The organism is Coralloluteibacterium stylophorae (genome assembly GCF_018122625.2).
GTDB classification, from domain to species: domain Bacteria; phylum Pseudomonadota; class Gammaproteobacteria; order Xanthomonadales; family Xanthomonadaceae; genus Coralloluteibacterium; species Coralloluteibacterium stylophorae.
This window is the reverse complement of the sequence record NZ_JAGQFT020000003.1, coordinates 201,630-223,589: the sequence shown is the minus strand read 5'-3', so window position 1 is coordinate 223,589 and position 21,960 is coordinate 201,630. Positions and strand designations below refer to the sequence as shown.

The window sequence follows — 21,960 nt, the reverse complement described above, 5'->3', positions numbered from 1 at the left end:
GATGTAGATGCCGGGCGCCTCGGGGGCGCCCGTCCTGACACCCCAAGAGGATTCACGAATCAGTACCGAGAAGCAGAACCGCAAGAACCTGGAGATCCGCGTGCCGCGCGTGCGCGTGATCGGGGCGGACGGCGAGATGGTCGGCGTGCTTTCGCGCGACGATGCGCTGCGCCTGGCCGAGGAGGACGGGCTCGACCTCGTCGAGATCCAGCCCAACGCCGATCCGCCGGTCTGCCGGATCATGGACTACGGCAAGTTCAAGTTCGAGGCGCAGAAGAAGGCGTCCGCGGCCAAGAAGAAGCAGAAGCAGGTCGAGCTCAAGGAGCTCAAGTTCCGGCCGACGACCGACTCCGGCGACTACGACATCAAGCTGCGCAACCTGCGCCGCTTCATCGAGGAAGGCGACAAGGTCAAGGTCAACATCCGCTTCCGCGGCCGCGAGATGGCGCACCAGGAGCTGGGTCTGGCCATGGCGCAGAAGATCGAGGCCGACCTCGGCGAAGAGGTGGTCATCGAGCAGCGCCCGCGCCTGGAAGGGCGGCAGATGGTGATGATGATCGCGCCGAAGAAGAAGACCTGAGGCGCCGCCGGCCCGACGGCCGGCCCCCTCGCGAATTGCGCCGGGCCATGCTGCCCGGCATAATGCGCGGCCCGGTCTCGACCGGGTCGTTCGTTTATGGACCCGCCGTGCGCGTCGCGCATGGCCTACAAGCCGGCATGGGCAGGACGGAAAGCGTGGCCCCGCGCCACCGCCCCTCGCCAGTCACGAAGAACACGTCAGGACACGACAATGCCCAAGATCAAGACCAACCGGGCGGCGGCCAAGCGTTTCCGGAAGACCGCTTCCGGGAAGTACAAGGCCGGCCACGCCTTCAAGAGCCACATCCTCACCAAGAAGAGCACCAAGCGGAAGCGCAACCTGCGCGGGACGAACCACGTCCGCGCCGAGGACGCCGGCCGTCTGGACCGCATGCTTCCGTATCTCTGAGTCGAGGATCTAAGTCATGGCACGAGTCAAGCGTGGCGTCACCGCACGTCGCCGCCACAAGAAGGTCATCAAGTCCGCGCGCGGCTACTACAACGCCCGTCGCAAGGTCTTCCGCGTCGCCAAGCAGGCGGTCACCAAGGCGCTGCAGTACGCCTACATCGGCCGCAAGCAGAAGAAGCGCAACTTTCGCAGCCTGTGGATCACCCGCATCAATGCGGCGGCCCGCCTGCACGGCCTGAGCTACAGCCGCTTCATGAACGGCCTGTCCAAGGCCGGCATCGGCCTCGACCGCAAGGTGCTGGCCGACATCGCGGTGCACGACGCGGCCGGCTTCGGCCAGCTCGCGGAGAAGGCGAAGAGCGCACTCGCGGCGTAATGCGGAGGTCCCCGTGGCGGCAGGCCCTCGAGCCTTCCGTGCGGCGACATCCGGGACGCGCAGGCGTCCGACGCATGGGGAAGGGCGCAAGCTCTTCCCCATGTTCGTTTCCGGCACCCCATCGCGCACGAGGCGCGACACGAAGGCGGCTTGCATGAGCGACATCGACACCCTGACCCGCGGCGCCCTGGACGACATCGCCACGGCCAAGGACCTCCAGGCCCTCGACGCGCTGCGCGTCGGCCTGCTCGGCAAGCAGGGCACGATCACCGCCCAGCTCAAGACCCTCGGCGGCCTTCCGCCCGAGGCGCGCAAGGCCGCCGGCGAGGCGGTCAACCGCGCGCGCGACGCGGTCGGTGCCGCGATCGCTGAGCGCCGCACCGCGCTCGAGCAGGCGGCGCTGGATGCGCGCCTGGCGGCCGAGCGCATCGACGTGACCCTGCCCGGGCGCGACGCCGGCACCGGCGGCATCCATCCGGTATCGCGCACGATCGAGCGCATGGCCGACATCTTCGCCAGGCTCGGCTACGAGCGCGCCGACGGCCCGGAGATCGAGGACGACTGGCACAACTTCGAGGCGCTGAACTTCCCGCCGCACCACCCGGCGCGGGCGATGCACGATACCTTCTACTTTCCCGACGGGCGCCTGCTGCGCACCCACACCTCGCCGGTGCAGGTGCGCTACCTGCAGCGGCACGCGCCGCCGGTGCGCATGATCGCGATCGGCAAGGTCTACCGCTCCGACTCCGACCAGACCCACACGCCGATGTTCCACCAGTGCGAGGGCCTGCTGGTCGACGAGACCTCGAGCATGGCCGACCTCAAGGGCACGCTGGCGGAGTTCGTGCGCGCCTTCTTCGAGCGCGATTTCGAGATGCGCTTCCGGCCGAGCTACTTCCCCTTCACCGAGCCTTCGGCCGAGGTCGACATCGCCTGGCAGCAGCCGGACGGCTCCACCCGCTGGCTGGAGGTGCTCGGCTGCGGCATGGTGCACCCCAACGTGCTGCGCGCCTGCGGCGTCGACCCCGAGCGCTACACCGGCTTCGCCTTCGGCATGGGCGTCGAGCGCTTCGCGATGCTGCGCTACGGCGTCAACGACCTCCGCGCGTTCTTCGAGAACGACACGCGGTTCCTGCGGCAGTTCGCCTGAGCGCGAAACTGCGGGAAGAGGGAATGGGGAATCGGGACCTCGAGGTTGTGACGAGGCGCGGCGCCCCAAGCGGGGCCTGCCAGCGTGAGCGGCCTCCAATTCCCGATTCCCGATTCCCGCTCCTCCTTTCCCGCTTTCCCGGCCTCCCACCATGAAATTCCCCGAATCCTGGCTCCGCGAACACATCCCCACCGACGCGCCGCGCGAGCGCCTGCTCGAGGCGCTGACCGCGATCGGGCTGGAGGTGGAGGAGGCGACCGAGCTGGGCGCCGGGCTGGAGGGCGTGGTCGTGGCCGAGCTGGTCGAGTGCCGGCCGCACCCGGAGGCCGACCGCCTGCAGGTCTGCAGCGTGGCCGCCGGCGACGAGACGCTCACCATCGTCTGCGGCGCGCCCAACGCACGGCCCGGGCTGAAGGCGCCGCTGGCCAGGATCGGCGCGGTGCTGCCGGGCGGCGTGGAGATCCGCGCGGCGAAACTGCGCGGCGTCGAGTCCAGCGGCATGCTCTGCTCGGCGCGTGAGCTCGGCCTCGACCAGGACGCCGCCGGGCTGATGGAACTGCCGGCCGACGCGCCGGTCGGCACGGCCCTGGCCGACTATCTCGGCCTGCCCGACTGCGTGGTCGAGCTCAAGCTGACGCCGAACCGCGCCGACTGCTTCTCGCTGCGCGGCATCGCCCACGACGCGGCCGCCGCGCTCGGCGGCCAGGTGCGTGCGCTCGACATCGAGCCGGTGCCGGCGACGATCGACGCCGCGCCCGAGGTGCGGCTGGAGGCCGGCGCCGACTGCCCGCGCTACGTCGGCCGCATCGTCCACGGCATCGACCCCGCCGCGCGCACACCGCTGTGGATGGCCGAGCGCCTGCGCCGCTCCGGCATCCGTCCGGTGTCGCTGCTGGTCGACGTCACCCAGTACGTCATGCTCGAACTCGGCCAGCCGATGCACGCCTTCGACGCCGACGCCATCGACGGCCCGGTGGGCGCGCGCCACGCGCGCGAGGGCGAGACGGTCAAGCTGCTCGACGAGCGCACGGTGGCGCCGCAGCCGCAGGACCTCCTGATCGCCGACGCGCGCGGGCCGCTCGCCCTGGCCGGCGTCATGGGCGGCTGGGACTCGCGCGTCACCGGCGCCAGCCGCAACGTGCTGCTGGAGGCCGCGCATTTCGCACCGGCCGCGATCATCGGCCGCGCCCGCCGCTTCGGCATGCACACCGACGCGGCGCACCGCTTCGAGCGCGGCGTCGATCCGGCGCTGCCGCGGCTGGCGATCGAGCGCGCCACGCGCCTGGTCCTGGAGCTGGCCGGCGGCGAGGCCGGGCCGGTGGTCGAGGCCGAGCGCGCGCAGGACCTGCCGCGTCCGGTGCCGGTGACCCTGCGCCGCGCGCGCCTGGCGCGCGTGCTCGGGCTCGGGGTGGCGGATGCCGAGGTCGAGCGCATCCTGCGCGCCCTCGGCATGCGGGTCGAGGCGAGCGACGCCGGCTGGGCCGTGCTGGCGCCGAGCAGCCGCTTCGACATCGCCATCGAGGAGGACTTCATCGAGGAGATCGCCCGCATCCACGGCTACGGCGCGATCCCGACCCGGATCCCCGCCGGCGAGATCCGGCTGGCCGCGCCCAGCGAGGCGCGCCTGCCGGAGTCCGACCTGCGCCGCCAGCTCGTGGCCCGCGACTACCTCGAGGCGATCGACTACGCCTTCCTCGACGCCGCGGTGCTGGCGACGTGGGGCATGGACCGCGACACCGTCGCCCTCGCCAACCCGCTCACCGCCGAGCTGGGCGTGATGCGCCCGGCGCTGCTGCCGGGCCTGGTCGAATCGCTGCGTGCCAACCGCGCGCGGCAGCAGGCGCGCGTGCGCCTGTTCGAGATCGGCCGCGTGTTCGCGCCGGGCGCCGAGTCCGGTGCCGCGCCGGTCGAGACCCCGCGCCTGGCGGCGGTGGCGACGGGATCCGCCCGCCGCGAACAGTGGGCCGGGCAGGCGCGCGAGGTCGACTTCTACGATGTCCGCGGCGACCTGGAGACGCTGCTGGCGCTGGGCGCGGCGCGGCCGGTCGAGTTCCGCCCGGCACAGGTCGAATGGCTGCATCCCGGCCGGTCGGCGGAGATCCTGCGCGACGGCACGCCGATCGGCTGGATCGGCCACCTGCATCCGCGGCTGCTGCATGCGCTCGACCTGGATGGCGAGGTCGTGGCCTTCGAGATCGACCTGGACGCCGTCGCGCCGCGTCGCCTGCCGGCTGCGCAGGCGCTGTCGCGTTTCCCCTCGGTCCGTCGCGACCTGGCCGTGGTGGCGCCGGACGACCTGCCCTGGGCGGCGGTCGAGGCCACCCTGCGCGAGGCGGTGGGACCGGTCCTGCGCGAGGTCGTCCTGTTCGACCGCTACGTCGGCAAGGGCGTCGAGACCGGTTGCAAGAGCCTCGCTATGGGCTTGATTCTGCAAGACGTTTCGCGCACTCTGACCGATCGCGAGATCGACTCGGCGGTGGCGTCGGCGGTGGCTGCACTGGCCGACCGCCACGGCGCGACGATCCGCGGCTGAGCAACAGGGGGCGCGGCATGGCACTGACCAAGGCGGAGATGGCCGAACGACTCTTCGAGGAAGTCGGCCTCAACAAGCGCGAGGCGAAGGAATTCGTCGACGCATTCTTCAACGCGCTGCGCGAGTCGCTCGAGCGCGGGCAGCAGATCAAGCTGTCGGGCTTCGGCAACTTCGACCTGCGCCGCAAGAACGAACGCCCGGGCCGCAACCCCAAGACCGGCGAGGAGATCCCGATCTCCGCGCGCACCGTGGTGACGTTCCGGCCGGGACAGAAACTGAAGGAGCGGGTGGAAGCCTATGCTGGATCCGGGCAGTAATCGCGAGCTTCCGCCGATCCCGGCCAAGCGCTACTTCACCATCGGTGAGGTCAGCGAGCTATGCGACGTCAAGCCGCACGTGCTGCGCTACTGGGAGACCGAGTTCCCCAGCCTCAAGCCGGCCAAGCGCCGCGGCAACCGGCGCTACTACCAGCGCCACGACGTGCTGATGATCCGCCAGATCCGCGGCCTGCTCTACGAGGAGGGCTACACCATCGGCGGCGCCCGCCAGCGCCTCGAGGGCGAGGCCGGGCGCAGCGAGTCGGCGATGTCGGCGCAGATCGTCCACCAGGTCCGCCTGGAACTCGAGGAAGTGCTGCACCTGCTGCGGCGCTGAGCGGCGCAGCAGCGCCGAAGGTGCGGAACGACGGCGCTTCGCCCCCACAGGCGCGCTTCGCCCCGCACACAGCGCGAAGAACGGCTCCGCGACGCCGCATCGGCGGGAATGGGCGATTCCTCCTCCTCATGCCGCGCTCGGGCCTGTATACTCCCGCCTCCGCGTTCCCCACGCGGGAAGCGAGTCTTGCGATCGGGGCGTAGCGCAGTCTGGTAGCGCATCTGCCTGGGGGGCAGAGGGTCGTCGGTTCGAATCCGGCCGTCCCGACCATCTTCGAGACTCGACGATCCCATGGATCGACAGGAAGCCCGCCTCGGCGGGCTTTTTGCGTTGTGTGGCCGGCGTCCCGGTCGACCGCAAGCGATGCGCTCGCGCCGGATCGGCGAATGGGCGACACTCGGCGCCACGGCGGACGGCGCGGCGCGATGCCGCGCAACGACAGGGAGTCGGTATGGCGCACGGAAGGCGAGCCGATGCAGCAGCTGCGGAGGCGCACACGGGCCTCGCCGCGGAATCGGCGGCCGCCAGCGACGTGGGGATCGCCGGGTGCCGGATGGGCAGATGGCGGTGCGGGTGCGCACGGCGGACACCGCGGCCAGCAGAGCTGCGTCTTCGGGAAAGCCCTGCGCTGGCAGCGGCGGTGCGGGGCGGACGAGTTCATCCGAGGCCACCGGGGATCGCTGTCGAGCCGGCCTGCCGCGGCAGGCATGGGAGCGGTGCGCAGGCCAGCCGGTTCCCCCTTTGTCCGGTCGCGCTCCTCGGCGCGCGCAGCGCCCGCGGCGCGTGCGGATGCGCCCAATCGCATTATCGTCATTGCCATTCCCTCGTGCACCCGTGTGGCGTCGGGAAGGCGTCCCGGGATGTCGACCCGCTGCGACCGACGTCTCCCGTCCACGTGATCATGGAGGTCACCTTGAAGATCATGCTTGCTGCGGCCCCGCCGCTCATCCTGCTGCTGGCAGGCGCCTGTTCGGGATCCGTAGGTGCGACATCTGCCGGCACCGAGCCGGTGTCGATGGCGTCGCCAGGCGCCGAACATCCCGCTCGGGAAGGCCTGCAGATCGAGTGTGGAGGCGTGCACTACAGGCTGGACACCCGAGGCGCGGACGTGCGTGCGATGCGAGGCGACGGCGCGGTTCCCGCTGTGCTGCCGAGGCCCGAGGGAATGGATCTGTACGTGCCGGTCGGTATGGGATGTGCCGCTGCCGACAATGGTGACCAGTACCTGGTCGTGGAGTACGGCGAATCTCCCATTGGCTGCAAGGTGTGCGAATGGATGTTCGTCTATGGCTCCTCGGGAGCGCCGTTGAACAAGAGCGTGCCTCCGCACCTTGGAACCGGGGCGGAGTTGCGTCCGAATAATGAGGAGTACGATCGGCTGCTCGGCGAACGCGGATTGGAGCACCCGAGGATCGACTATCCAGGTGCGCCAGGACGCCTGCTTCATCGAAATACCCGAAAGGACGAGGTCGAATCCGAGCTCTAGATGCAGCCGGTCCGGTCCGATCGCCGGGGTGCCATGGATGAGGTTCCGCTTCAAGTGTCGAAGGGAGTGCAGGGATGCAAGATGAGATCTACGCGGACTTGATCCAGCGGAAGGGGGGCGCCTATCGGGCGGAGCAGGTCGCGCAGGACAGCCACTATCTGGATCCGATCGAGCGCCGGGAAGGCCGCCTCGCAGGCAACTCGCGCATCTGGGGCGATGCCAGCGCAGAGGTACAGTCGCGAGTGATCGATCATCTGCTCGATGCATCGCGCGACGCGGGTCTGGGTGCCAGGGATACGGCCCATGTACTCGCCATCGCTCGGATCGAGTCGGGGTTCAACCCCGACGCAGCTGCCGGTACAACCTCAGCGTCTGGTCTCGGGCAGTTCGTGCGTGACACCGGGATTGCCTATGGCCTGACCGATCAGAATCGCTTCGATGTCCAGAGCCAGGCGCGGGCGCTCGTTGCCCACTACCTCGACAATCGCGAGCTGGCGACGCGGCGCGGCCAGGACGAGGCCTACATCTACAAGTATCACCATGACGGTCCGAGCCTGGACTTCGGCGGCCTCGCCCTGTCCGAGGACAAGGTCATGCCGTTGCTCGACGGCTACACGCGCTTCGTCGAAGCGCGCTTCGTCCTGGAACAAGGCGGAGATCGCGCGCCGGATCACGGCGGTGGCGTACCAGGCGCGGTTGCCGAAACCTTCGACGACGTGATCCAGGCCGAGCTGCCGCGGCAGTCGGACGTCGTGCGCCATGCCGACGGCGAGCACGGCGAACAGCGCCGCATGGGCACGCACGATCTGGCGCCCGCGCAGTCGACCGCCGCGCATGGGCACCTCCGTGAGAACGACCGGGGCGAAGATGTCCGCGCGCTGCAGTCGACGCTGATCGAACTCGGCTTCGGCGACGCACACGGCGTGCCCTTGCAGAGCGACGGCGTGTTCGGGCCCCGCACCGGAGAGGCCGTCCGCGCCCTCCAGCGTGCGCACGGGCTGGAGGCGGACGGCATCGTCGGCCCCGACACCCGCGCTGCCATGGATCGCGCCCTCCCGCTCGAGCGCGCGGCATCGCTCGCCGGCGAGGGTGTCGACGGCTCCCCGGCCGCTCCGCTCGAAGCACTGCTCGCCGCTGCCCGGACCGGGGACCAGGCGGCGCTTCGCGAGGCATTGAGCGACCTCTCGAAGAGCGCGATCGGCCAGGTTTTCCACGCTGCGGCCAGCGCCCCGCCGACGCGGGAAGAGCGGGCCCTGGCGGCGCCGCTCCAGCAGGACGGAATGCAGCGCTGAGCAGCAGGCCCTGTCTGGGCCGGAGGATGCCTCGGAGCCCAAGCCACCAGCCCCCTCACCACCGGCGGCGACGCCATCCTCGGCGCCGGGCGCGACCTCAGCCTCGCCGTCGGCAAGGTGGATGTCGGCACGGTCCGTAAGCTCTCCCGTAAGCTCTCCCACCTGGCAGACACCTCGGAAGTAGAACTCTCTGGCATGTGACGTCTCCCTGCATTGGGCCCGGGCAGGTTGACGATCCTCCGCCCTCCGTCGCCATGGCCGCACACGGCGGCCATGGCTCGGGCTCGCTATCGGATCAGCTGCTGCAGCACGTGAGCCGGGCTTGGTAGACGGCGCGCTCTTCGCGCACCCGGCCCTGTGGGGGTGTGGCCGGGGCGGCGCGCTGCGCTTCGATCCGGTCGAGGATGTCGCGCACCGCCTGCGCGCTGTCGAAGATCGTCTCGCCCAGTGCCGGAAGCGTCGCGTCGGCCAGCTCGGTGCTGCCGCTGGCTGCCACGGCGTCGCCGAGGGCGGAGATCGTCTGGATCAGGCGGTTCAGTTCGTCGATCTGGTCCAGGGTGATGCCGGGGGGCGGGCCTGCGGGGGCATCCGTCGCGGCTGCGGCTTCATCTGCCGCCTCCTGGCTCGGGCCGGATCCGGATCCGGGGGCGTCCCCGTCCTCGCCCCGGAACGCCGGCCACGTCACCTCGGCCAGTACCAGTTCGGCCTGTTCGGCCAGCAGTTCCAGGCAGACGGCCAGTTCATCCAGCCGGATCCCGGGCGCGTATTCGCTGTCCTCGTCGAAGGTGCGCGGTTGCGCCAGATGCGAGAGGAACACCATGTGGTCGCGCAGTTTCTTCAGCCGGAACTGGCCGGCCTCCGGAAGGAAGTAGCCCGGCATCTGCAGATCGTTCGGTTCGCGGTTCGCCATCGTCCCATCCTCATTCCATGAAGTGGCCGCCCGCCGGGCACGGCGGACGGGAAGTCGGGAGGTTCGAAACCGCACAGAGCCGGCGGGCGTATTTCCCCGGAGGGTGTTGTATTAGCCGCCCTCCCGACGCAGGCATCGCGTCGGTCTGCGCCCGCAGGAAAACCACGGGCACAAAAAACCCACCGGTTTGACGGAGGTGGGGACCGCTCTGTGAGGAGTTTCGACGCTCCTTGCCACCGAGTCTCCACCCGGCGCGGCGGATGCGTCAAGCGCGATCCGTGGACGTTTCCGCCTCCCGCAGGGGCATGCCGGCCAGCGCCGGCTGCAGCCTGCGGACAGGCAAGTGCCGGCGTCGGACGCGGCGGCCCCGGCCTGGCGTCAGTACAGGATCCGCGTCCGCAGCGTGCCCTCGATCGCGGCCAGGTCCGCGCGCAGGGCCTGGGCGCGTTCGGCGTCGGCGGAGACGTCGATGACCACGTAGCCGACCTCGCCGCGGGTCTGCAGGTACTGGCCGTCGATGTTGACGCCGTTCGCCGAGAAGGCCTCGTTGATGCGGGTCAGCATGCCGGGCACGTTGCGGTGGATGTGCAGCAGGCGGCGGCTGCCGGCGTGCTCGGGCAGGGAGACCTCGGGGAAGTTCACCGCCGACAGGGTCGAGCCGTTGTCGCTGTAGCGCAGCAGCTTGGCCGCGACCTCCAGGCCGATGTTCTCCTGCGCCTCGCCGGTGCTGCCGCCGACGTGCGGGGTGAGGATCACGTTGTCCATCCCGATCAGCGGCGAGACGAAGGGCTCGTTGTTGGCGGTGGGCTCGACCGGGAACACGTCGATCGCCGCGCCGGCCAGGTGCTCCGCGCGCAGCGCCGCGGCGAGCGCGTCGATGTCGACCACGGTGCCGCGCGAAGCGTTGACGAGGCGCGCGCCGGGCTTCATCAGGCGCAGCTGCTCCGCGCCGATCATGCCGTGGGTGGCCGCGGTCTCGGGCACGTGCAGGGTGACGATGTCGGCGCGGGCGAGGAGGTCGTCGAGCCCGGCCGCCGCGCGCGCGTTGCCGAGCGCGAGCTTGGTCTCGATGTCGTGGAAGATCACGCGCATGCCGAGGCTCTCGGCGAGCACGCCGACCTGGGTGCCGATGTGGCCATAGCCGACGATGCCCAGCACCTTGTCGCGCACCTCGTAGCTGCCGGCGGCGGACTTGGACCAGCCGCCGCGGTGGCACTGCGCGTTCTTCTCCGGGATCCGGCGCATCAGCATGATCGCCTCGGCGATCACCAGCTCGGCCACGCTGCGGGTGTTGGAGTAGGGCGCGTTGAATACCGGGATGCCGGCGCGCTGGGCGTGGCCGAGGTCCACCTGGTTGGTGCCGATGCAGAAGCAGCCGATCGCCATCAGCCGCGGCGCGGCGTCGAGCACCGCGGCGGTGAGGTGGGTGCGCGAGCGGATGCCGACGATGTGCGCGTCGGCCAGCGCCGCGGTCAGCGCGTCCTCGGCCAGCGCCTTGGGGTGGTGCTCCACACGCGTGTAGCCGGCCTGCCGGAACGCCTCGACCGCGCTGGCGCTGACGCCCTCCAGCAGCAGGACCTTGATCTCGGACTTCGGAAACGACGTACGCAGCATGGCGGAGGGCGGGAAACGAGGGGCCGGCCACTATGCCAGAGGCGGTCTGCCGCTCCGTGGAGGCGGCGCTAGACTGGGCGGATGCCGAACACCGACCTCGCCCCCGCCGCGCTGGACGCGCTCCGCGCCTGCACCGACGCCGCCCGCGTCCTCACCGACCCCGCAGACCTCGAACACTACGGCCGCGACTGGACCCGGCAGGTGGCGCCGGCGCCGTCGGCCATCGTGCTGCCGGCGAGCGTGGCCGAGGTGCAGGCCGTGGTGCGCTGGGCGATCGAGCACCGCGTGGCGCTGGTGCCCTCCGGCGGGCGCACCGGCCTGTCGGGCGGCGCGGTGGCGCCGGGCGGCGAGGTCGTGGTCGCGCTGGACCGCATGAACCGCCTGCTCGCCTTCGACCCCATCGACCGCACGCTCACCGTGCAGGCCGGCATGGTCACCGAGGCGGTGCAGAACGCGGCGCGCGAGCGCGGCCTGTTCTATCCGGTCGATTTCGCCAGCAAGGGCTCGAGCCAGATCGGCGGCAACGTCGGCACCAACGCCGGCGGCATCAAGGTGCTGCGCTACGGCATGACCCGCGACTGGGTCGCCGGGCTCAAGGTCGTGACCGGCACCGGCGAGGTGCTCGAGCTCAACCGCGGCCTGGTCAAGAACGCCACCGGCTACGACCTGCGCCACCTGTTCATCGGCGCCGAGGGCACGCTCGGCATCGTCGTCGAGGCGACGCTGGTGCTGACCGAGCCGCCGGCCGATCCCAAGGTGATGGTGCTGGCGCTGCCGGACGCCGCGGCGATCATGCGCGTGTTCGCCGCGTTCCGCGCGCAGGTGGCGCTGAGCGCGTTCGAGTTCTTCACCGACCGCGCGCTGGCGCACGTGCTCGCGCACGGCGCGCAGCGGCCGTTCGAGACCGAGGCGCCGTTCTACGTGGTGTGCGAGTTCGATGCCGTCGGCGCGGCCGAGACCGACGCGCTGGCCGCGTTCGAGGCCTGCGCGGAGGAGGGCCTGCTGCTGGATGGCGTGATCGGCCAGAGCCAGGCGCAGAACGCCGACCTTTGGAAACTGCGGGAGGGCATCTCCGAGAGCCTGGCGCCGCACCTGCCGTACAAGAACGACGTCTCGGTGCGGATCTCGGCGGTGCCGGCCTTCATGGCCGAGGCGCAGGCGCTGATCGCGCGCGAATACCCGGACTTCGAGGTGGTGTGGTTCGGCCATATCGGCGACGGCAACCTGCACATCAACATCCTCAAGCCCGAGGGGCTGGCGCACCCGGCCTTCGTCGAGGAATGTGGCCGGGTGACCGCGCTGCTCGGCGAGGTGATCGAGCGCCACGGCGGCAGCATCTCGGCCGAGCACGGCGTCGGCCTGCTCAAGAAGCCCTACCTCCACCACACCCGCGGCGCGGCGGAGATCGCGCTGATGCAGGGCATCCGCGCGGTGTTCGACCCGCACCGCATCCTCAACCCCGGGAAGCTGGTCGACTGACGCGCGTCGGCGCCGACGTTTCCCGACACCAGGAGCTCCGATGAGCGACGTGCTGTACCCCGAGATCGAACCCTTCGACAGCGGCCGCCTGCAGGTCGATGCGCGGAACACGCTGGCCTACGAGCAGTGCGGCAACCCGGACGGCAAGCCGGTGGTGATCCTGCACGGCGGGCCGGGCGGCGGCTGCAGCCCGAAGATGCGCCGCTTCCACGACCCGAAGGTCTACCGCATCGTGCTGTTCGACCAGCGCGGCGCCGGCGCCTCCACGCCGCACGCCGACCTCGTCGACAACACCACCTGGGACCTGGTCGCCGACATCGAGCGCCTGCGCGCGCACCTGGGCATCGAGCGCTGGCAGGTGTTCGGCGGCAGCTGGGGCTCGACCCTGTCGCTGGCCTACGCCGAGACGCATCCGGAGCGGGTCACCGAGCTCGTCGTGCGCGGCATCTTCATGCTGCGGCGCTGGGAGCTGGAGTGGTTCTACCAGGAAGGCGCCTCGCGCCTGTTCCCGGACGCCTGGGACGAGTACCTCAAGCCGATCCCGTCGGTGGAGCGCCACGACCTCATCTCCGCCTACCACCGCCGGCTGACCTCGGACGACGAGGCCACGCGCCTGGCCGCGGCGCGGAGCTGGTCGGTGTGGGAGGCGGCGACCAGCCATCTGCACCAGGACCCGGACTTCATGGCCTCGCACGAGGACGCGCGGTTCGCGCTGGCGTTCGCGCGGATCGAGTGCCACTACTTCGTCAACGGCGGCTTCTTCGAAGTCGAGGACCAGCTCCTGCGCGACGCGCACCGGCTCGCCGACATTCCCGGCACCATCGTCCACGGCCGCTACGACGTGGTCTGCCCCGTCGCCAACGCCTGGGACCTGCACAAGGCCTGGCCGCAGGCGAGGCTCGAGATCTGCCCGGCCTCGGGGCATTCGGCCTTCGAGCCGGAGATCACCGCGGCGCTGGTGCGGGCGACGGATTCGTACCGCTGAGCGGAATGTCCGGGCGCACGGACTGCTGATATCGCTGCCGCGTGCTGCGACCGGCTCCTTCCCCCCTTGCGGGGGAGGGCTGGGTGAGGGGCGCGGCGCAGCCGCGGCTGTTGCTTGATCGGCGGCGCCGTGGCGCTGCGCGCTTCCCCCCATCCCAACCTTCCCCCGCAAGGGGGGAAGGGGCTGAAAGCGAAGCGAGCGGCTGCTTCCGACACCGCGAGCAGCCCGGCGCGACCGGCTCCCTCCCCCCTTGCGGGGGAGGGCCGGGGTGAGGGGTGCGGCGCAGCCGCGGCTGTTGCTTGATCGGCGTCGCCGTGGCGCTGCGCGCCTCCCCCCATCCCAGCCTTCCCCCGCAAGGGGGGAAGGGGCGGAAAGCAAGCGCGTGGGTACTTCCGACACCGCGATCAGCCCGGCGCGACCGGCTCCCTCCCCCCTTGCGGGGGAGGGCTGGGGTGAGGGGGGCGGCGCAGCCGCGGCTGTTGCTCGTTGGAGTGGGCGGTGGCGCCTGCGTCAGCCGCCCAGGCCGTGCTCGATCAGCCAGAGTCCGCTCCACACCTTGACGTCGAGCGAGTACCCCTCCGCCAGCTTGGACGCGAGCCAGGCGCCGGCCTCGGCGCGGGGGATGGCGTGGACGGTGATGTCCTCGCTGGCGTCGCCGCCGCCGGCGTGGATGCGGGTGAGGCCGGTGGCGCGGACGAAGGCGACGCGTTCGCTCGAGAGGCCGGCGGTGCTCGGGGCGACCAGCAGCACCTCGCAGTGCGCGGGGCGCCAGCCGGTCTCTTCCTCGAGCTCGCGCTCGGCGGCGAGTTCCAGCGACTCGTCGCCGTGGATGTCGCCGACCAGACCGGCCGGCAGCTCGATCGTCCGGCCGTCGATCGGCACCCGGTACTGTTCGACGAAGAGCACCTCGTCGTCGGGGGTCACCGCCAGCAGCACCACCGCCATGCCGTTGGGCGTGGTGCGTTCGACGTATTCCCAGGTGCCGCGGCGCTTGATCCGCAGGTAGTCGCCCTGCCAGAGGGTCTTGGTCTCGCTCATCGCTCGCCCGTGGTGGTGGGGGAAGGTCAGCCGGCGGCGGCCTCGCGCAGCCGGCGCCGGCTCATCGGGCCGAAGCGCAGGCCCTCGCAGAGGCCCTCGAGTGCATCCATGTTGGCCGCGCGACGCTCGGCGCGGCCGAAGTCGGCCGGCAGCGGCGCGTCCAGGGCCAGTGTCGCCAGCGCGCGTGACAGCAGCGCGCTCTCGCGGTGCTCGCGCAGCCGCTGCGCGCAGGTCGCCGCGCCGCGCAGGCGGAGGTAGGGCACCTCGTCCACGCGCGCGAGCAGGGCGTCGAGGCTGCCGAAGTGGGCGAGGAGCACGGCCGCGGTCTTGGCGCCGATGCCGGGCACGCCGGGGATGTTGTCGATGGCGTCGCCGCAGAGGCCCAGGAAATCGGCGATCTGGTGCGCGTGCACGCCGTAGCGTGCCTTCACCTCGTGGGCGCGCCAGCGCAGGTTGCGGCCGTAGTCCCACTGCTCGTCGTCGCCGAGCAGGAGCTGGGAGAGGTCCTTGTCGGCGGAGACGATGATCCCGTGCGGGATGTCGGTGCGCAGGCGGGTGAGCGCGCTGGCGATGAGGTCGTCGCCCTCGTAGCGCGCATCGGCCAGCACCGTCAGCCCGAGCGCGTGGCCGAGCGCCTGGCAGTGTGCGAACTGGCGGCGCAGGTCCTCCGGCGCCGGCGGCCGGTTCGCCTTGTAGGCCGGGTACAGGGTGTGGCGGAAGCCGGTGCGCAGCGCCTCGTCGAAGGCCAGCAGGATGCGCTGCGGACGCTGCCGTTCCAGGAACTCGAGGAGGAAACGCGCGAAGCCGTGCACGGCGCCGGCGGGGCGGCCGTCGGTGTCGACGGCGTCGAGGTCGCCCGCGTGCCAGGCGCGGAACACGTAGAGGCTGGCGTCGACCAGGTACAGCGGTTGGGTCATGCCGCTCAGTCCGGGGTCCAGGCGCGGGTCAGCGCGGCGGCGTCGGGACGCTCGCGCTCGTCAGGTGTGTCCGTGGGCGTGCCGATGTGGATGAAGCCGGCCAGTTCCTCGTGCTCGCCCAGGCCCAGGCGGGCGAGGAAGGGGCGGTCGTAGGCCGACCAGCCGGTCAGCCACTGCGCACCGTAGCCGGCGCCCCGTGCGGCCTGCAGCAGGGCGAAGCAGACGCAGCCGGCGGTCATCCGCTGTTCGCACTCCGGCACCTTGTGGTCCGGCGTCAGCCGGGCGACGACCGCGACCACCAGCGGCGCGAAGCTGAAGCGCCGCCGCGCCTTGTCGACGACCGCCTCGGCGGCCTGCGGATCGCGCTCGCGCGCCCGCGCCGCGAGTGCCTCGCCGAGGGCAAGGCGGGCGTCGCCGCGGAGGGTGACGAAACGCCAGGGCACCAGCGCACCGTGGTCGGGCACCCGCGAGGCGAGCTGCAGCAGCTCGGCGAGGTGGGCCTCGTCGGGCGCCGGCTCGGCCAGCAGACGGGACGGTACGGAGCGGCGCTCGGCCAGCGCGCGGAGGGTCGGTTGATCGGGTCCGGGCATCCGGGCACTCTAGCAGCGCGGTGCCCGACGCAGGGACTGTGATCCTCTTCTCATGGCCGGTTAAGAGCAGCCGGCTATCTTGTCCTACACGCGCGTCTCCCCCCAGACCGCTTCTGGCTCATCCTCCTATGGAACACGCACCGCGCAACGAGAACGTGGTGGATTTCGCCGGCCGCCGTGCCGGCGGTCCGGTGGTGCGTGCGGCCCTGAACCAGGTCGCCGAGATCGCGCAGTCGCGGCTGGTCGCGCTGCTGGGCGAGGCGCTGGGCCAGGTCGACGACACCCTGTTCGACTTCCTGCAGGCCGGCAACGCCGGCGGCCACGGCCGCCACCAGCAGTACTTCGACGCGATGCGCGAGCTGCGCCTGAAGCGCGAGCACGTGCTGGGCGCCTACGGCGACCACTTCCGCGCCGGCTTCACCGCGCTCGAGCGCGGCGAGCCGCGGGCGGCACCGCGCCTGGCCGACGGGCAGACCGCGGGCCAGGGCGAGCTGCGCCTGGTGGCGGAGGACGATCTCGAGGAACAGCTCGCGGTCGACATGCTCGCGCAGACCCTGCAGCGCCGGCTCGGCCGCAGCCTGCAGGCGCTGGACAGGCGCATCGGCGTCGCCGCCGGCGTGGGCGAGATCGATCCCGCCCAGAATCCCGCCGGCGCGCCCTATGTCGCCGCCGGCCTGAGCGTCGCCCTGCGCGGGCTGGAGATCGGCATCCCGGTCAAGCTGGTGCTGTTCAAGCTGTACGAGCGCGCGCTCGGCGGCCGCATCGACGCGCTGTGCCTGGACCTCAACCAGCGCCTCACCGAGGCCGGCGTGCTGCCGACCCTGCCGGATCCGGCGGTGCCGGCGCGGCCCAACGAGCCGGTGCAGCGGGGCTCGACCGCCGCCGAGGTCGTGGCCAACGTGCGCGACGCGCTGCGCGAGACCCAGCGCCGCGGGCCGCGTCCGGCGGCGGCAGGCGAGGCGACCCCCGAGGCCGGCGGGCGCAGCGACGCCCAGGACGAACTGCTGTACGAAGCCGTGTCCGAGCTCCTCCAGGCGTATCGCGAGCAGCGCGCCACGGGCGCCGGCCCGGCGGGCGCCGCGGCGGACCCGGAGGCGCCGGCGGCGGGCGGCGGTGCCGCGACCACCATCGGCGGCGGCGCCGCGCGCGCGCTGAGTTCGCGCGAGATGCTGTCGATCCTGTCGCTGCTGCAGGCGCATCCGCCGCTCAACGTGCAGGCGGCGATCGAGGATCCCGAGCAGTCGGTCACCGGCCTGCTCAAGAACGAACTGCTCAAGAACGCCGAGCGCCTCGGCCTCAACCCGAGCGAGACGCGGGTCGATCCGACCGACGAGGACGCGATCGACCTGGTCGGCATGCTGTTCGACGTCCTGCTCGACGAGCGCGACCTGCCGACCGGCGCGCGTCCCTTGCTCGGGCGCCTGCTGGTGCCCTACGTCAAGGTCGCCCTGCTCGACCGCCGCATGTTCCTGCGCAAGACGCATCCCGCGCGGCGGCTGCTGAACTCGCTGTCGGAGGCGCTGGCGGTGCTCGGCGGCGAGCCCGACCGCGACCGCGAGCTGCTCGACCACGTCGAGCACGCGGTGGACCGGCTGACCCACGAGTTCAACGAGGACATCGCGATCTTCGAGGCGGTCGAGCAGGACTTCAACGAGTTCGTCGAACGCTACCGCCGCCGCGTCAGCCTGGCCGAGAAGCGCGCCGCCGAGGCGCAGCAGGGGCGCGAGCGCCTCGACCGCGCCCGTGCCCGCGCGCTCGGCGACCTCGATGCCGCGCTCGACGGGCGCGACCCGCCGACCTCGGTGCGCCTGCTGCTGGGCAACGCCTGGCTGCACCACCTGACCATGATCATCCTGCGCGGCGGCATCGGCGCCTCCGCCTATCGCGAGGCGCTGGCGCTGGGCGACCAGGTGCTGACGCTGGCGGCGAACTGGCCGGCGGCTCCGGCGGCGCGAGAACAGGCGCGCGAAGTGCTGCAGGCCGCCATCGGCACCATGCTGTCCACCGCCGGCGGCGACGCCGTGGCGGCAGCGGCGCAGGCCGATGCGATCGCGGCGGAACTTTCCGGCACCACGGCGCAGCCGGCGGTCGAGGCGCTCGTGGTGCCGATGCCGCTGGTCGACACGCCCCCGGTCGCCGAGGAGGAGCCGGCTCCGTCCGCGGAAAGCCATCCGGAGGAGATGGAGCGGCTGCGCGCGCTGAAGGTCGGCACCTGGATCGAGCTGCGCGACGCCGACGGCGAGATGAAGCCGGCCAAGCTGTCCTGGATCAGCCCGATCTCCAGCAAGCGCCTGTTCGTCAACCGGCGCGGCCTGCGCGTGTGCGTGGCCTCGCTGGAGGAACTGGCGGCGCAGCTGCACGACGGCTCGCTGGTGATCCGCGAGGGCGACTCCGCCTTCGAGCAGGCGATGCACCAGGTCCTGGGCAAGCTCGGCGCCGCGGTCGGGCGCGCACCCGCAGACGGCACCGACTGATCCTTCCGCGCTCCGCCGCGGCGGAGCGTTTCCCGGCCCTGGATCGGCGCGCGGAGGTGCGTGCTAGCATCGCTCCGCCATCTCTGGGAGGGGACGCATGGCGGTCGAGATCCTGGTGCTGCGGGAAACCGCTGCCGGCGAGCGGCGGGTCGCCGCGACGCCGGAGACGTGCAGGAAGATGAGCGCTGCCGGTGCCCGGGTCGGGCTGCAGCAGGATGCCGGCGCGCGCGCCTTCCTTCCCGATGCCGCCTATGTCGAAGCCGTCATCGTCGACGACGCGGCGCTGGCCGATGCCGCGGCCACGGCCGACGTGGTGTTGTGCGTGCAGCCGCCCGCGGCGGGCGTCCTGCAGCGCCTGAAGCCCGGCGCGATCGTCATCGGCCTGCTTGCGCCGCACGCGGATCCGGAGCGCGCGGCGCTGTATGTGTCGCGTTCGCTCACCGCCTTCCCGCTGGAGCGCCTGCCGCGCACGACGCGGGCGCAGGCGATGGATGTGCTCAGCTCGCAGGCCGGCATGGCCGGCTACAAGGCGGCGCTGATCGCCGCCGAGCGCGCGCCGCGCTTCTTCCCGATGCTGACCACCGCCGCCGGCACGATCCGCCCCTCGAAGGTGCTGGTGATCGGCGCCGGCGTCGCCGGCCTGCAGGCGATCGCCACCGCACGGCGCCTGGGCGCGCAGGTGGAGGGCTTCGACGTACGCCCCGAGACGCGCGAGCAGATCGAGTCGCTGGGCGCCAGGTTCCTCGACCTCGGCGTCAGCGCGGCGGGCGAGGGCGGCTACGCGCGCGAGTTGAGCGCCGAGGAGCGCGCCGAGCAGCAGCGGCGGCTGGCCGAGCACCTGAAGGGCGTCGACGCGGTGATCTGTACCGCCGCGGTACCCGGGCGGCCGGCGCCGCGGATCGTCAGCCGCGCGATGGTCGAGGGCATGAGGCCCGGCAGCCTGATCGTCGACCTCGCCGCCGAGACCGGCGGCAACTGCGAGGCCACGCGGCCCGGCGAGACCGTGGAGATCGGCGGTGTCAGCGTCATCGGCCCGCTGGGCCTCGCCAGCTCCGGCGCCCTGCACGCCAGCGAGATGTATGCGCGCAACGTCTGGAACTTCCTCGCGCTGATGCTCGGCGAGGGCGCGCTGAGGGCAGACTTCGACGACGAACTGATCGCCCGCACCGCCTTCTCGCATCAGGGCCAGCAGCGCGGCTGACGACACCGACTCACGCGGCACCGCGCCGCAGCCGAACGGGGAGGCAAGCGATGATCGATGGATTCGTGGCGCTCTACATCTTCATGCTCGCGGCGATCGCCGGACACGTGATCATCTCGCGCGTGCCGGTGATCCTGCATACGCCGCTGATGTCGGGCTCGAACTTCATCCACGGCATCGTCCTGGTCGGCGCGATGATCGTGCTCGGCCACGCCGACACCACGCTGGAGAAGGCGATCGGCTTCTTCGCAGTGGCGCTGGGCGCCGGCAACGCCGCCGGCGGCTACGTCGTCACCGAGCGCATGCTGGAGATGTTCCGCACCTCGAAGAAGCCGGAGCGCGACGCATGAGCGCGGCGCTCGCGTTCCTGGTCAAGGCCAGCTACTTCGTCGCGGCGACCCTGTTCCTGCTCGGCCTGCAGCGCATGGCCTCGCCGCGCACCGCGCGCAGCGGCATCCACTGGGCCGGCGTCGGCATGCTGCTGGCGGTGGTGGCCACCTTCCTCCTGCCCGGCCTGCACAACCTCGGCCTGATCCTCGTCGCCCTGCTGCTGGGCGCCACGCTGGCCTGGGTGTCGGGCAGGAAGGTCGCGATCACCGACATGCCGCAGATGGTCGCGCTCTACAACGGCATGGGCGGTGGCGCGGCGGCGGCGATCGGCGCGGTCGAGCTGCTGCGCATGCTCGCGCCGGTGGCGGACCCCGCCAGCGTCGGCGGCATGACGCTGCTGCAGATCCCGCATCCGCAGGTCGACCTCGCCCTGCTGGGCGGCCTGATCGGCGCCATCGCGCTGTCGGGTTCGGTGGTGGCCTGGGCCAAGCTGGACGGGCGCCTCGAGCGACGCCTCGCGCTGCCCGGGCACAACCTCGTCAACGTCGTCCTGCTGCTGGTGGCGGTGGCGATCGCGCTGCTGTTCGCGGGTTACGGCTTCGCGTTCGGCATCGGGACGGCGCCGGCGGTATGGATGGTGGTCGCCTTCTTCCTGATCGCGCTGGCGCTCGGCGTGCTGGCGACGCTGCCGATCGGCGGCGCCGACATGCCGGTCGTGATCTCGCTCTACAACGCGCTGACCGGCCTCGCCGTCGCCTTCGAGGGCTACGTGCTGCAGAACGAGGCGCTGATCATCGCCGGGACCATGGTCGGGGCGGCCGGCCTGCTGCTGACGCGGCTGATGGCAAAGGCGATGAACCGCAAGGTGTCGAAGGTGCTGTTCGCCAGCTTCGGCGCGAGCGGCCAGGCGCAGGCGATCGAGGGTGCGCAGAAGCCGATCGAGGCCGGCGACGTCGCCGCGATGATGGCCTTCGCCGAGCGGGTGGTGATCGTGCCCGGCTATGGACTCGCGGTCGCCCAGGCGCAGCACAAGATCTGGGAGCTCTCGCAGAAGCTGATCGAGCGCGGGGTCAAGGTGCGCTTCGCGATCCATCCGGTCGCCGGGCGCATGCCGGGGCACATGAACGTGCTGCTCGCCGAGGCGGGCGTGCCCTACGACCTCATCGCCGACATGGACGAGATCAACCCCGAGTTCCCCGCCACCGACGTCGCCCTGGTGATCGGCGCGAACGACGTGGTCAATCCGGTGGCCAAGACCGATCCCGCCTCGCCGATCTACGGCATGCCGGTCCTGGACGTGGCGGCCGCGCGCAACGTGGTGGTGATCAAGCGCGGCCGCGGCACCGGCTTCGCCGGCATCGAGAACGCGCTGTTCTACGCCGACAACGCGCGCATGCTGTACGGCGACGGCGCCGACATGGCCGCGCAACTGGTGGCCGAGGTCAAGGCGCTGGACGGCGGCCACTGAGCCGCCGGCGCTCCGGCTTCAGCGCGCCAGCCATGCCGCGAGGGGCAGCGACAGGCCCATCCACAGCCAGTCCAGCGCGCCGTTGCCGTGCACGGCGAAGACCCATGCAGTGTCGGCACCGAGGCGGCTGACGGCTTCGAGGGGGCGCAGGCCCAGGGCCCGGCCGAGGTCGACCGCGACGATGAACCAGTTCGCCAGCAGCAGCGTGGCGGCGGTGCCGGCGACCGCCGCCCACGCCCGCGCACCGTGGCCGCGCACGCCGGCCAGGCGCAGCAGGATCGCGGCGTCGACGGCAGCGACGAGCGCCATCCAGCCCGACATGCCGCCGAGCGCCAGCGCCAGCACCGTCCACAGGGCAGCCACGCCGAGCGCGCCGGCGACCAGTCCGAAGCAGGCGAGGATCCAGGTCCAGGGGCTTGTCGCAGGCACGCGCCGGCACCACGTTGGTGGGGCGCCGTACCATAGCGGCATTTCC

General features: G+C 71.7%; 21 protein-coding genes and 1 tRNA gene. 16 read left to right on the top strand and 6 right to left on the bottom strand.

All coding sequences use genetic code 11. The annotated features are described in order from the left end of the window. Positions 1 to 7 precede the first annotated feature (7 nt). The 10 genes from infC (at position 8) to KB893_RS05800 (ending at position 8,479) form a co-directional block, all read left to right on the top strand. Complete coding sequence (gene infC / locus KB893_RS05845) at positions 8 to 580, top strand: translation initiation factor IF-3 (protein WP_211925634.1); 573 nt, start codon at positions 8 to 10, stop codon at positions 578 to 580. 210 nt (positions 581 to 790) lie between these two features. Continuing rightward, complete coding sequence (rpmI, locus tag KB893_RS05840) at positions 791 to 988, top strand: 50S ribosomal protein L35 (RefSeq protein WP_211925635.1); 198 nt, start codon at positions 791 to 793, stop codon at positions 986 to 988. A gap of 16 nt (positions 989 to 1,004) precedes the next feature. Beyond that, positions 1,005 to 1,364, top strand: a complete 360-nt coding sequence (gene rplT, locus KB893_RS05835; RefSeq protein ID WP_211925636.1) for a 50S ribosomal protein L20 — start codon at positions 1,005 to 1,007, stop codon at positions 1,362 to 1,364. 154 nt (positions 1,365 to 1,518) lie between these two features. After that, positions 1,519 to 2,514 carry a phenylalanine--tRNA ligase subunit alpha gene (gene pheS, locus KB893_RS05830; RefSeq protein WP_211925637.1) on the top strand — a complete coding sequence of 332 codons (996 nt, stop codon included), beginning with the start codon at positions 1,519 to 1,521 and terminating at the stop codon, positions 2,512 to 2,514. A 151-nt stretch (positions 2,515 to 2,665) separates the two neighbouring features. Continuing rightward, positions 2,666 to 5,047 carry a phenylalanine--tRNA ligase subunit beta gene (gene pheT / locus KB893_RS05825; RefSeq protein WP_213173545.1) on the top strand — a complete coding sequence of 794 codons (2,382 nt, stop codon included), beginning with the start codon at positions 2,666 to 2,668 and terminating at the stop codon, positions 5,045 to 5,047. Between the two features lie 17 nt (positions 5,048 to 5,064). Next, entirely contained in the window at positions 5,065 to 5,364 is a 300-nt protein-coding gene (locus KB893_RS05820) for an integration host factor subunit alpha (protein ID WP_211925639.1), read from the top strand. Further along, positions 5,345 to 5,701, top strand: coding sequence for a MerR family transcriptional regulator (locus KB893_RS05815; RefSeq protein WP_211925640.1), 357 nt, complete (start codon positions 5,345 to 5,347; stop codon positions 5,699 to 5,701). The genes KB893_RS05820 and KB893_RS05815 overlap by 20 nt, the downstream gene beginning before the upstream one ends. A 193-nt stretch (positions 5,702 to 5,894) precedes the next feature. Then, positions 5,895 to 5,971: transfer RNA gene (locus KB893_RS05810), tRNA-Pro, on the top strand. Positions 5,972 to 6,614: 643 nt separating this feature from the next. After that, a complete protein-coding gene (locus KB893_RS05805; RefSeq protein WP_211925641.1) occupies positions 6,615 to 7,187 on the top strand; it encodes a hypothetical protein in 573 nt (190 codons plus the stop codon). A 74-nt stretch (positions 7,188 to 7,261) separates the two neighbouring features. After that, positions 7,262 to 8,479, top strand: a complete 1,218-nt coding sequence (locus KB893_RS05800) for a peptidoglycan-binding protein (protein WP_213173544.1) — start codon at positions 7,262 to 7,264, stop codon at positions 8,477 to 8,479. A gap of 295 nt (positions 8,480 to 8,774) precedes the next feature. Here the strand turns inward: KB893_RS05800 and KB893_RS05795 are convergent, their stop codons facing one another. Continuing rightward, positions 8,775 to 9,389: an XAC0095 family protein gene (locus KB893_RS05795; RefSeq protein WP_211925643.1), complete on the bottom strand. Its 615-nt coding sequence runs from the start codon at positions 9,387 to 9,389 to the stop codon at positions 8,775 to 8,777. Positions 9,390 to 9,767: 378 nt separating this feature from the next. Then, on the bottom strand, positions 9,768 to 11,003 hold the full coding sequence (gene serA / locus KB893_RS05790; RefSeq protein ID WP_211925644.1) for a phosphoglycerate dehydrogenase: 1,236 nt from the start codon (positions 11,001 to 11,003) through the stop codon (positions 9,768 to 9,770). A gap of 81 nt (positions 11,004 to 11,084) precedes the next feature. Between serA and KB893_RS05785 the strand changes: the two genes are divergently transcribed. Together KB893_RS05785 and pip are read left to right on the top strand one after the other, a co-directional pair. Continuing rightward, positions 11,085 to 12,482, top strand: coding sequence for an FAD-binding oxidoreductase (locus KB893_RS05785; protein WP_211925645.1), 1,398 nt, complete (start codon positions 11,085 to 11,087; stop codon positions 12,480 to 12,482). Between the two features lie 40 nt (positions 12,483 to 12,522). Further along, the gene (gene pip, locus KB893_RS05780; protein WP_211925646.1) at positions 12,523 to 13,467 is read left to right on the top strand and encodes a prolyl aminopeptidase; all 945 of its coding nucleotides are present in this window, start codon (positions 12,523 to 12,525) and stop codon (positions 13,465 to 13,467) included. Positions 13,468 to 13,977: 510 nt separating this feature from the next. Here pip and KB893_RS05775 read toward each other — a convergent pair. Genes KB893_RS05775 through KB893_RS05765 form a run of 3 tightly spaced genes read right to left on the bottom strand, consistent with a single transcriptional unit; the run spans position 13,978 to position 16,012 of the window. After that, positions 13,978 to 14,505 (bottom strand): NUDIX hydrolase, encoded by a 528-nt coding sequence (locus KB893_RS05775; RefSeq protein WP_211925647.1) that lies wholly within the window; start codon positions 14,503 to 14,505, stop codon positions 13,978 to 13,980. 26 nt (positions 14,506 to 14,531) lie between these two features. Beyond that, positions 14,532 to 15,422, bottom strand: coding sequence for a 5'-3' exonuclease (locus KB893_RS05770; protein ID WP_211925648.1), 891 nt, complete (start codon positions 15,420 to 15,422; stop codon positions 14,532 to 14,534). A gap of 5 nt (positions 15,423 to 15,427) precedes the next feature. Continuing rightward, a complete protein-coding gene (locus tag KB893_RS05765; protein WP_213173543.1) occupies positions 15,428 to 16,012 on the bottom strand; it encodes a nitroreductase family protein in 585 nt (194 codons plus the stop codon). 128 nt (positions 16,013 to 16,140) lie between these two features. Between KB893_RS05765 and KB893_RS05760 the strand changes: the two genes are divergently transcribed. The 4 genes from KB893_RS05760 (at position 16,141) to KB893_RS05745 (ending at position 21,485) form a co-directional block, all read left to right on the top strand. Then, positions 16,141 to 18,486, top strand: a complete 2,346-nt coding sequence (locus KB893_RS05760) for a DUF1631 family protein (RefSeq protein WP_211925650.1) — start codon at positions 16,141 to 16,143, stop codon at positions 18,484 to 18,486. A 97-nt stretch (positions 18,487 to 18,583) separates the two neighbouring features. Next, positions 18,584 to 19,687 (top strand): NAD(P) transhydrogenase subunit alpha, encoded by a 1,104-nt coding sequence (locus tag KB893_RS05755; protein WP_211925651.1) that lies wholly within the window; start codon positions 18,584 to 18,586, stop codon positions 19,685 to 19,687. A gap of 50 nt (positions 19,688 to 19,737) precedes the next feature. After that, entirely contained in the window at positions 19,738 to 20,037 is a 300-nt protein-coding gene (locus KB893_RS05750) for an NAD(P) transhydrogenase subunit alpha part 2 (RefSeq protein ID WP_211925652.1), read from the top strand. Further along, positions 20,034 to 21,485: an NAD(P)(+) transhydrogenase (Re/Si-specific) subunit beta gene (locus KB893_RS05745; protein WP_211925653.1), complete on the top strand. Its 1,452-nt coding sequence runs from the start codon at positions 20,034 to 20,036 to the stop codon at positions 21,483 to 21,485. The genes KB893_RS05750 and KB893_RS05745 overlap by 4 nt, the downstream gene beginning before the upstream one ends. An 18-nt stretch (positions 21,486 to 21,503) precedes the next feature. On the opposite strand, the gene KB893_RS05740 is transcribed toward KB893_RS05745, so the two are convergent. Beyond that, complete coding sequence (locus tag KB893_RS05740) at positions 21,504 to 21,914, bottom strand: hypothetical protein (protein WP_211925656.1); 411 nt, start codon at positions 21,912 to 21,914, stop codon at positions 21,504 to 21,506. Positions 21,915 to 21,960: the final 46 nt, after the last annotated feature.

Excerpts from the sequence above, each read along its gene's own strand:
- infC (WP_211925634.1), top strand. The coding sequence starts at position 8 with ATGCCGGGCGCCTCGGGGGCGCCCGTCCTGACACCCCAAGAGGATTCA.
- rpmI (WP_211925635.1), top strand. The coding sequence starts at position 791 with ATGCCCAAGATCAAGACCAACCGGGCGGCGGCCAAGCGTTTCCGGAAG.
- rplT (WP_211925636.1), top strand. The coding sequence starts at position 1,005 with ATGGCACGAGTCAAGCGTGGCGTCACCGCACGTCGCCGCCACAAGAAG.
- pheS (WP_211925637.1), top strand. The coding sequence starts at position 1,519 with ATGAGCGACATCGACACCCTGACCCGCGGCGCCCTGGACGACATCGCC.
- pheT (WP_213173545.1), top strand. The coding sequence starts at position 2,666 with ATGAAATTCCCCGAATCCTGGCTCCGCGAACACATCCCCACCGACGCG.
- KB893_RS05820 (WP_211925639.1), top strand. The coding sequence starts at position 5,065 with ATGGCACTGACCAAGGCGGAGATGGCCGAACGACTCTTCGAGGAAGTC.
- KB893_RS05815 (WP_211925640.1), top strand. The coding sequence starts at position 5,345 with ATGCTGGATCCGGGCAGTAATCGCGAGCTTCCGCCGATCCCGGCCAAG.
- KB893_RS05800 (WP_213173544.1), top strand. The coding sequence starts at position 7,262 with ATGCAAGATGAGATCTACGCGGACTTGATCCAGCGGAAGGGGGGCGCC.
- KB893_RS05795 (WP_211925643.1), bottom strand. The coding sequence starts at position 9,389 with ATGGCGAACCGCGAACCGAACGATCTGCAGATGCCGGGCTACTTCCTT.
- serA (WP_211925644.1), bottom strand. The coding sequence starts at position 11,003 with ATGCTGCGTACGTCGTTTCCGAAGTCCGAGATCAAGGTCCTGCTGCTG.
- KB893_RS05785 (WP_211925645.1), top strand. The coding sequence starts at position 11,085 with ATGCCGAACACCGACCTCGCCCCCGCCGCGCTGGACGCGCTCCGCGCC.
- pip (WP_211925646.1), top strand. The coding sequence starts at position 12,523 with ATGAGCGACGTGCTGTACCCCGAGATCGAACCCTTCGACAGCGGCCGC.
- KB893_RS05775 (WP_211925647.1), bottom strand. The coding sequence starts at position 14,505 with ATGAGCGAGACCAAGACCCTCTGGCAGGGCGACTACCTGCGGATCAAG.
- KB893_RS05770 (WP_211925648.1), bottom strand. The coding sequence starts at position 15,422 with ATGACCCAACCGCTGTACCTGGTCGACGCCAGCCTCTACGTGTTCCGC.
- KB893_RS05765 (WP_213173543.1), bottom strand. The coding sequence starts at position 16,012 with ATGCCCGGACCCGATCAACCGACCCTCCGCGCGCTGGCCGAGCGCCGC.
- KB893_RS05760 (WP_211925650.1), top strand. The coding sequence starts at position 16,141 with ATGGAACACGCACCGCGCAACGAGAACGTGGTGGATTTCGCCGGCCGC.
- KB893_RS05755 (WP_211925651.1), top strand. The coding sequence starts at position 18,584 with ATGGCGGTCGAGATCCTGGTGCTGCGGGAAACCGCTGCCGGCGAGCGG.
- KB893_RS05750 (WP_211925652.1), top strand. The coding sequence starts at position 19,738 with ATGATCGATGGATTCGTGGCGCTCTACATCTTCATGCTCGCGGCGATC.
- KB893_RS05745 (WP_211925653.1), top strand. The coding sequence starts at position 20,034 with ATGAGCGCGGCGCTCGCGTTCCTGGTCAAGGCCAGCTACTTCGTCGCG.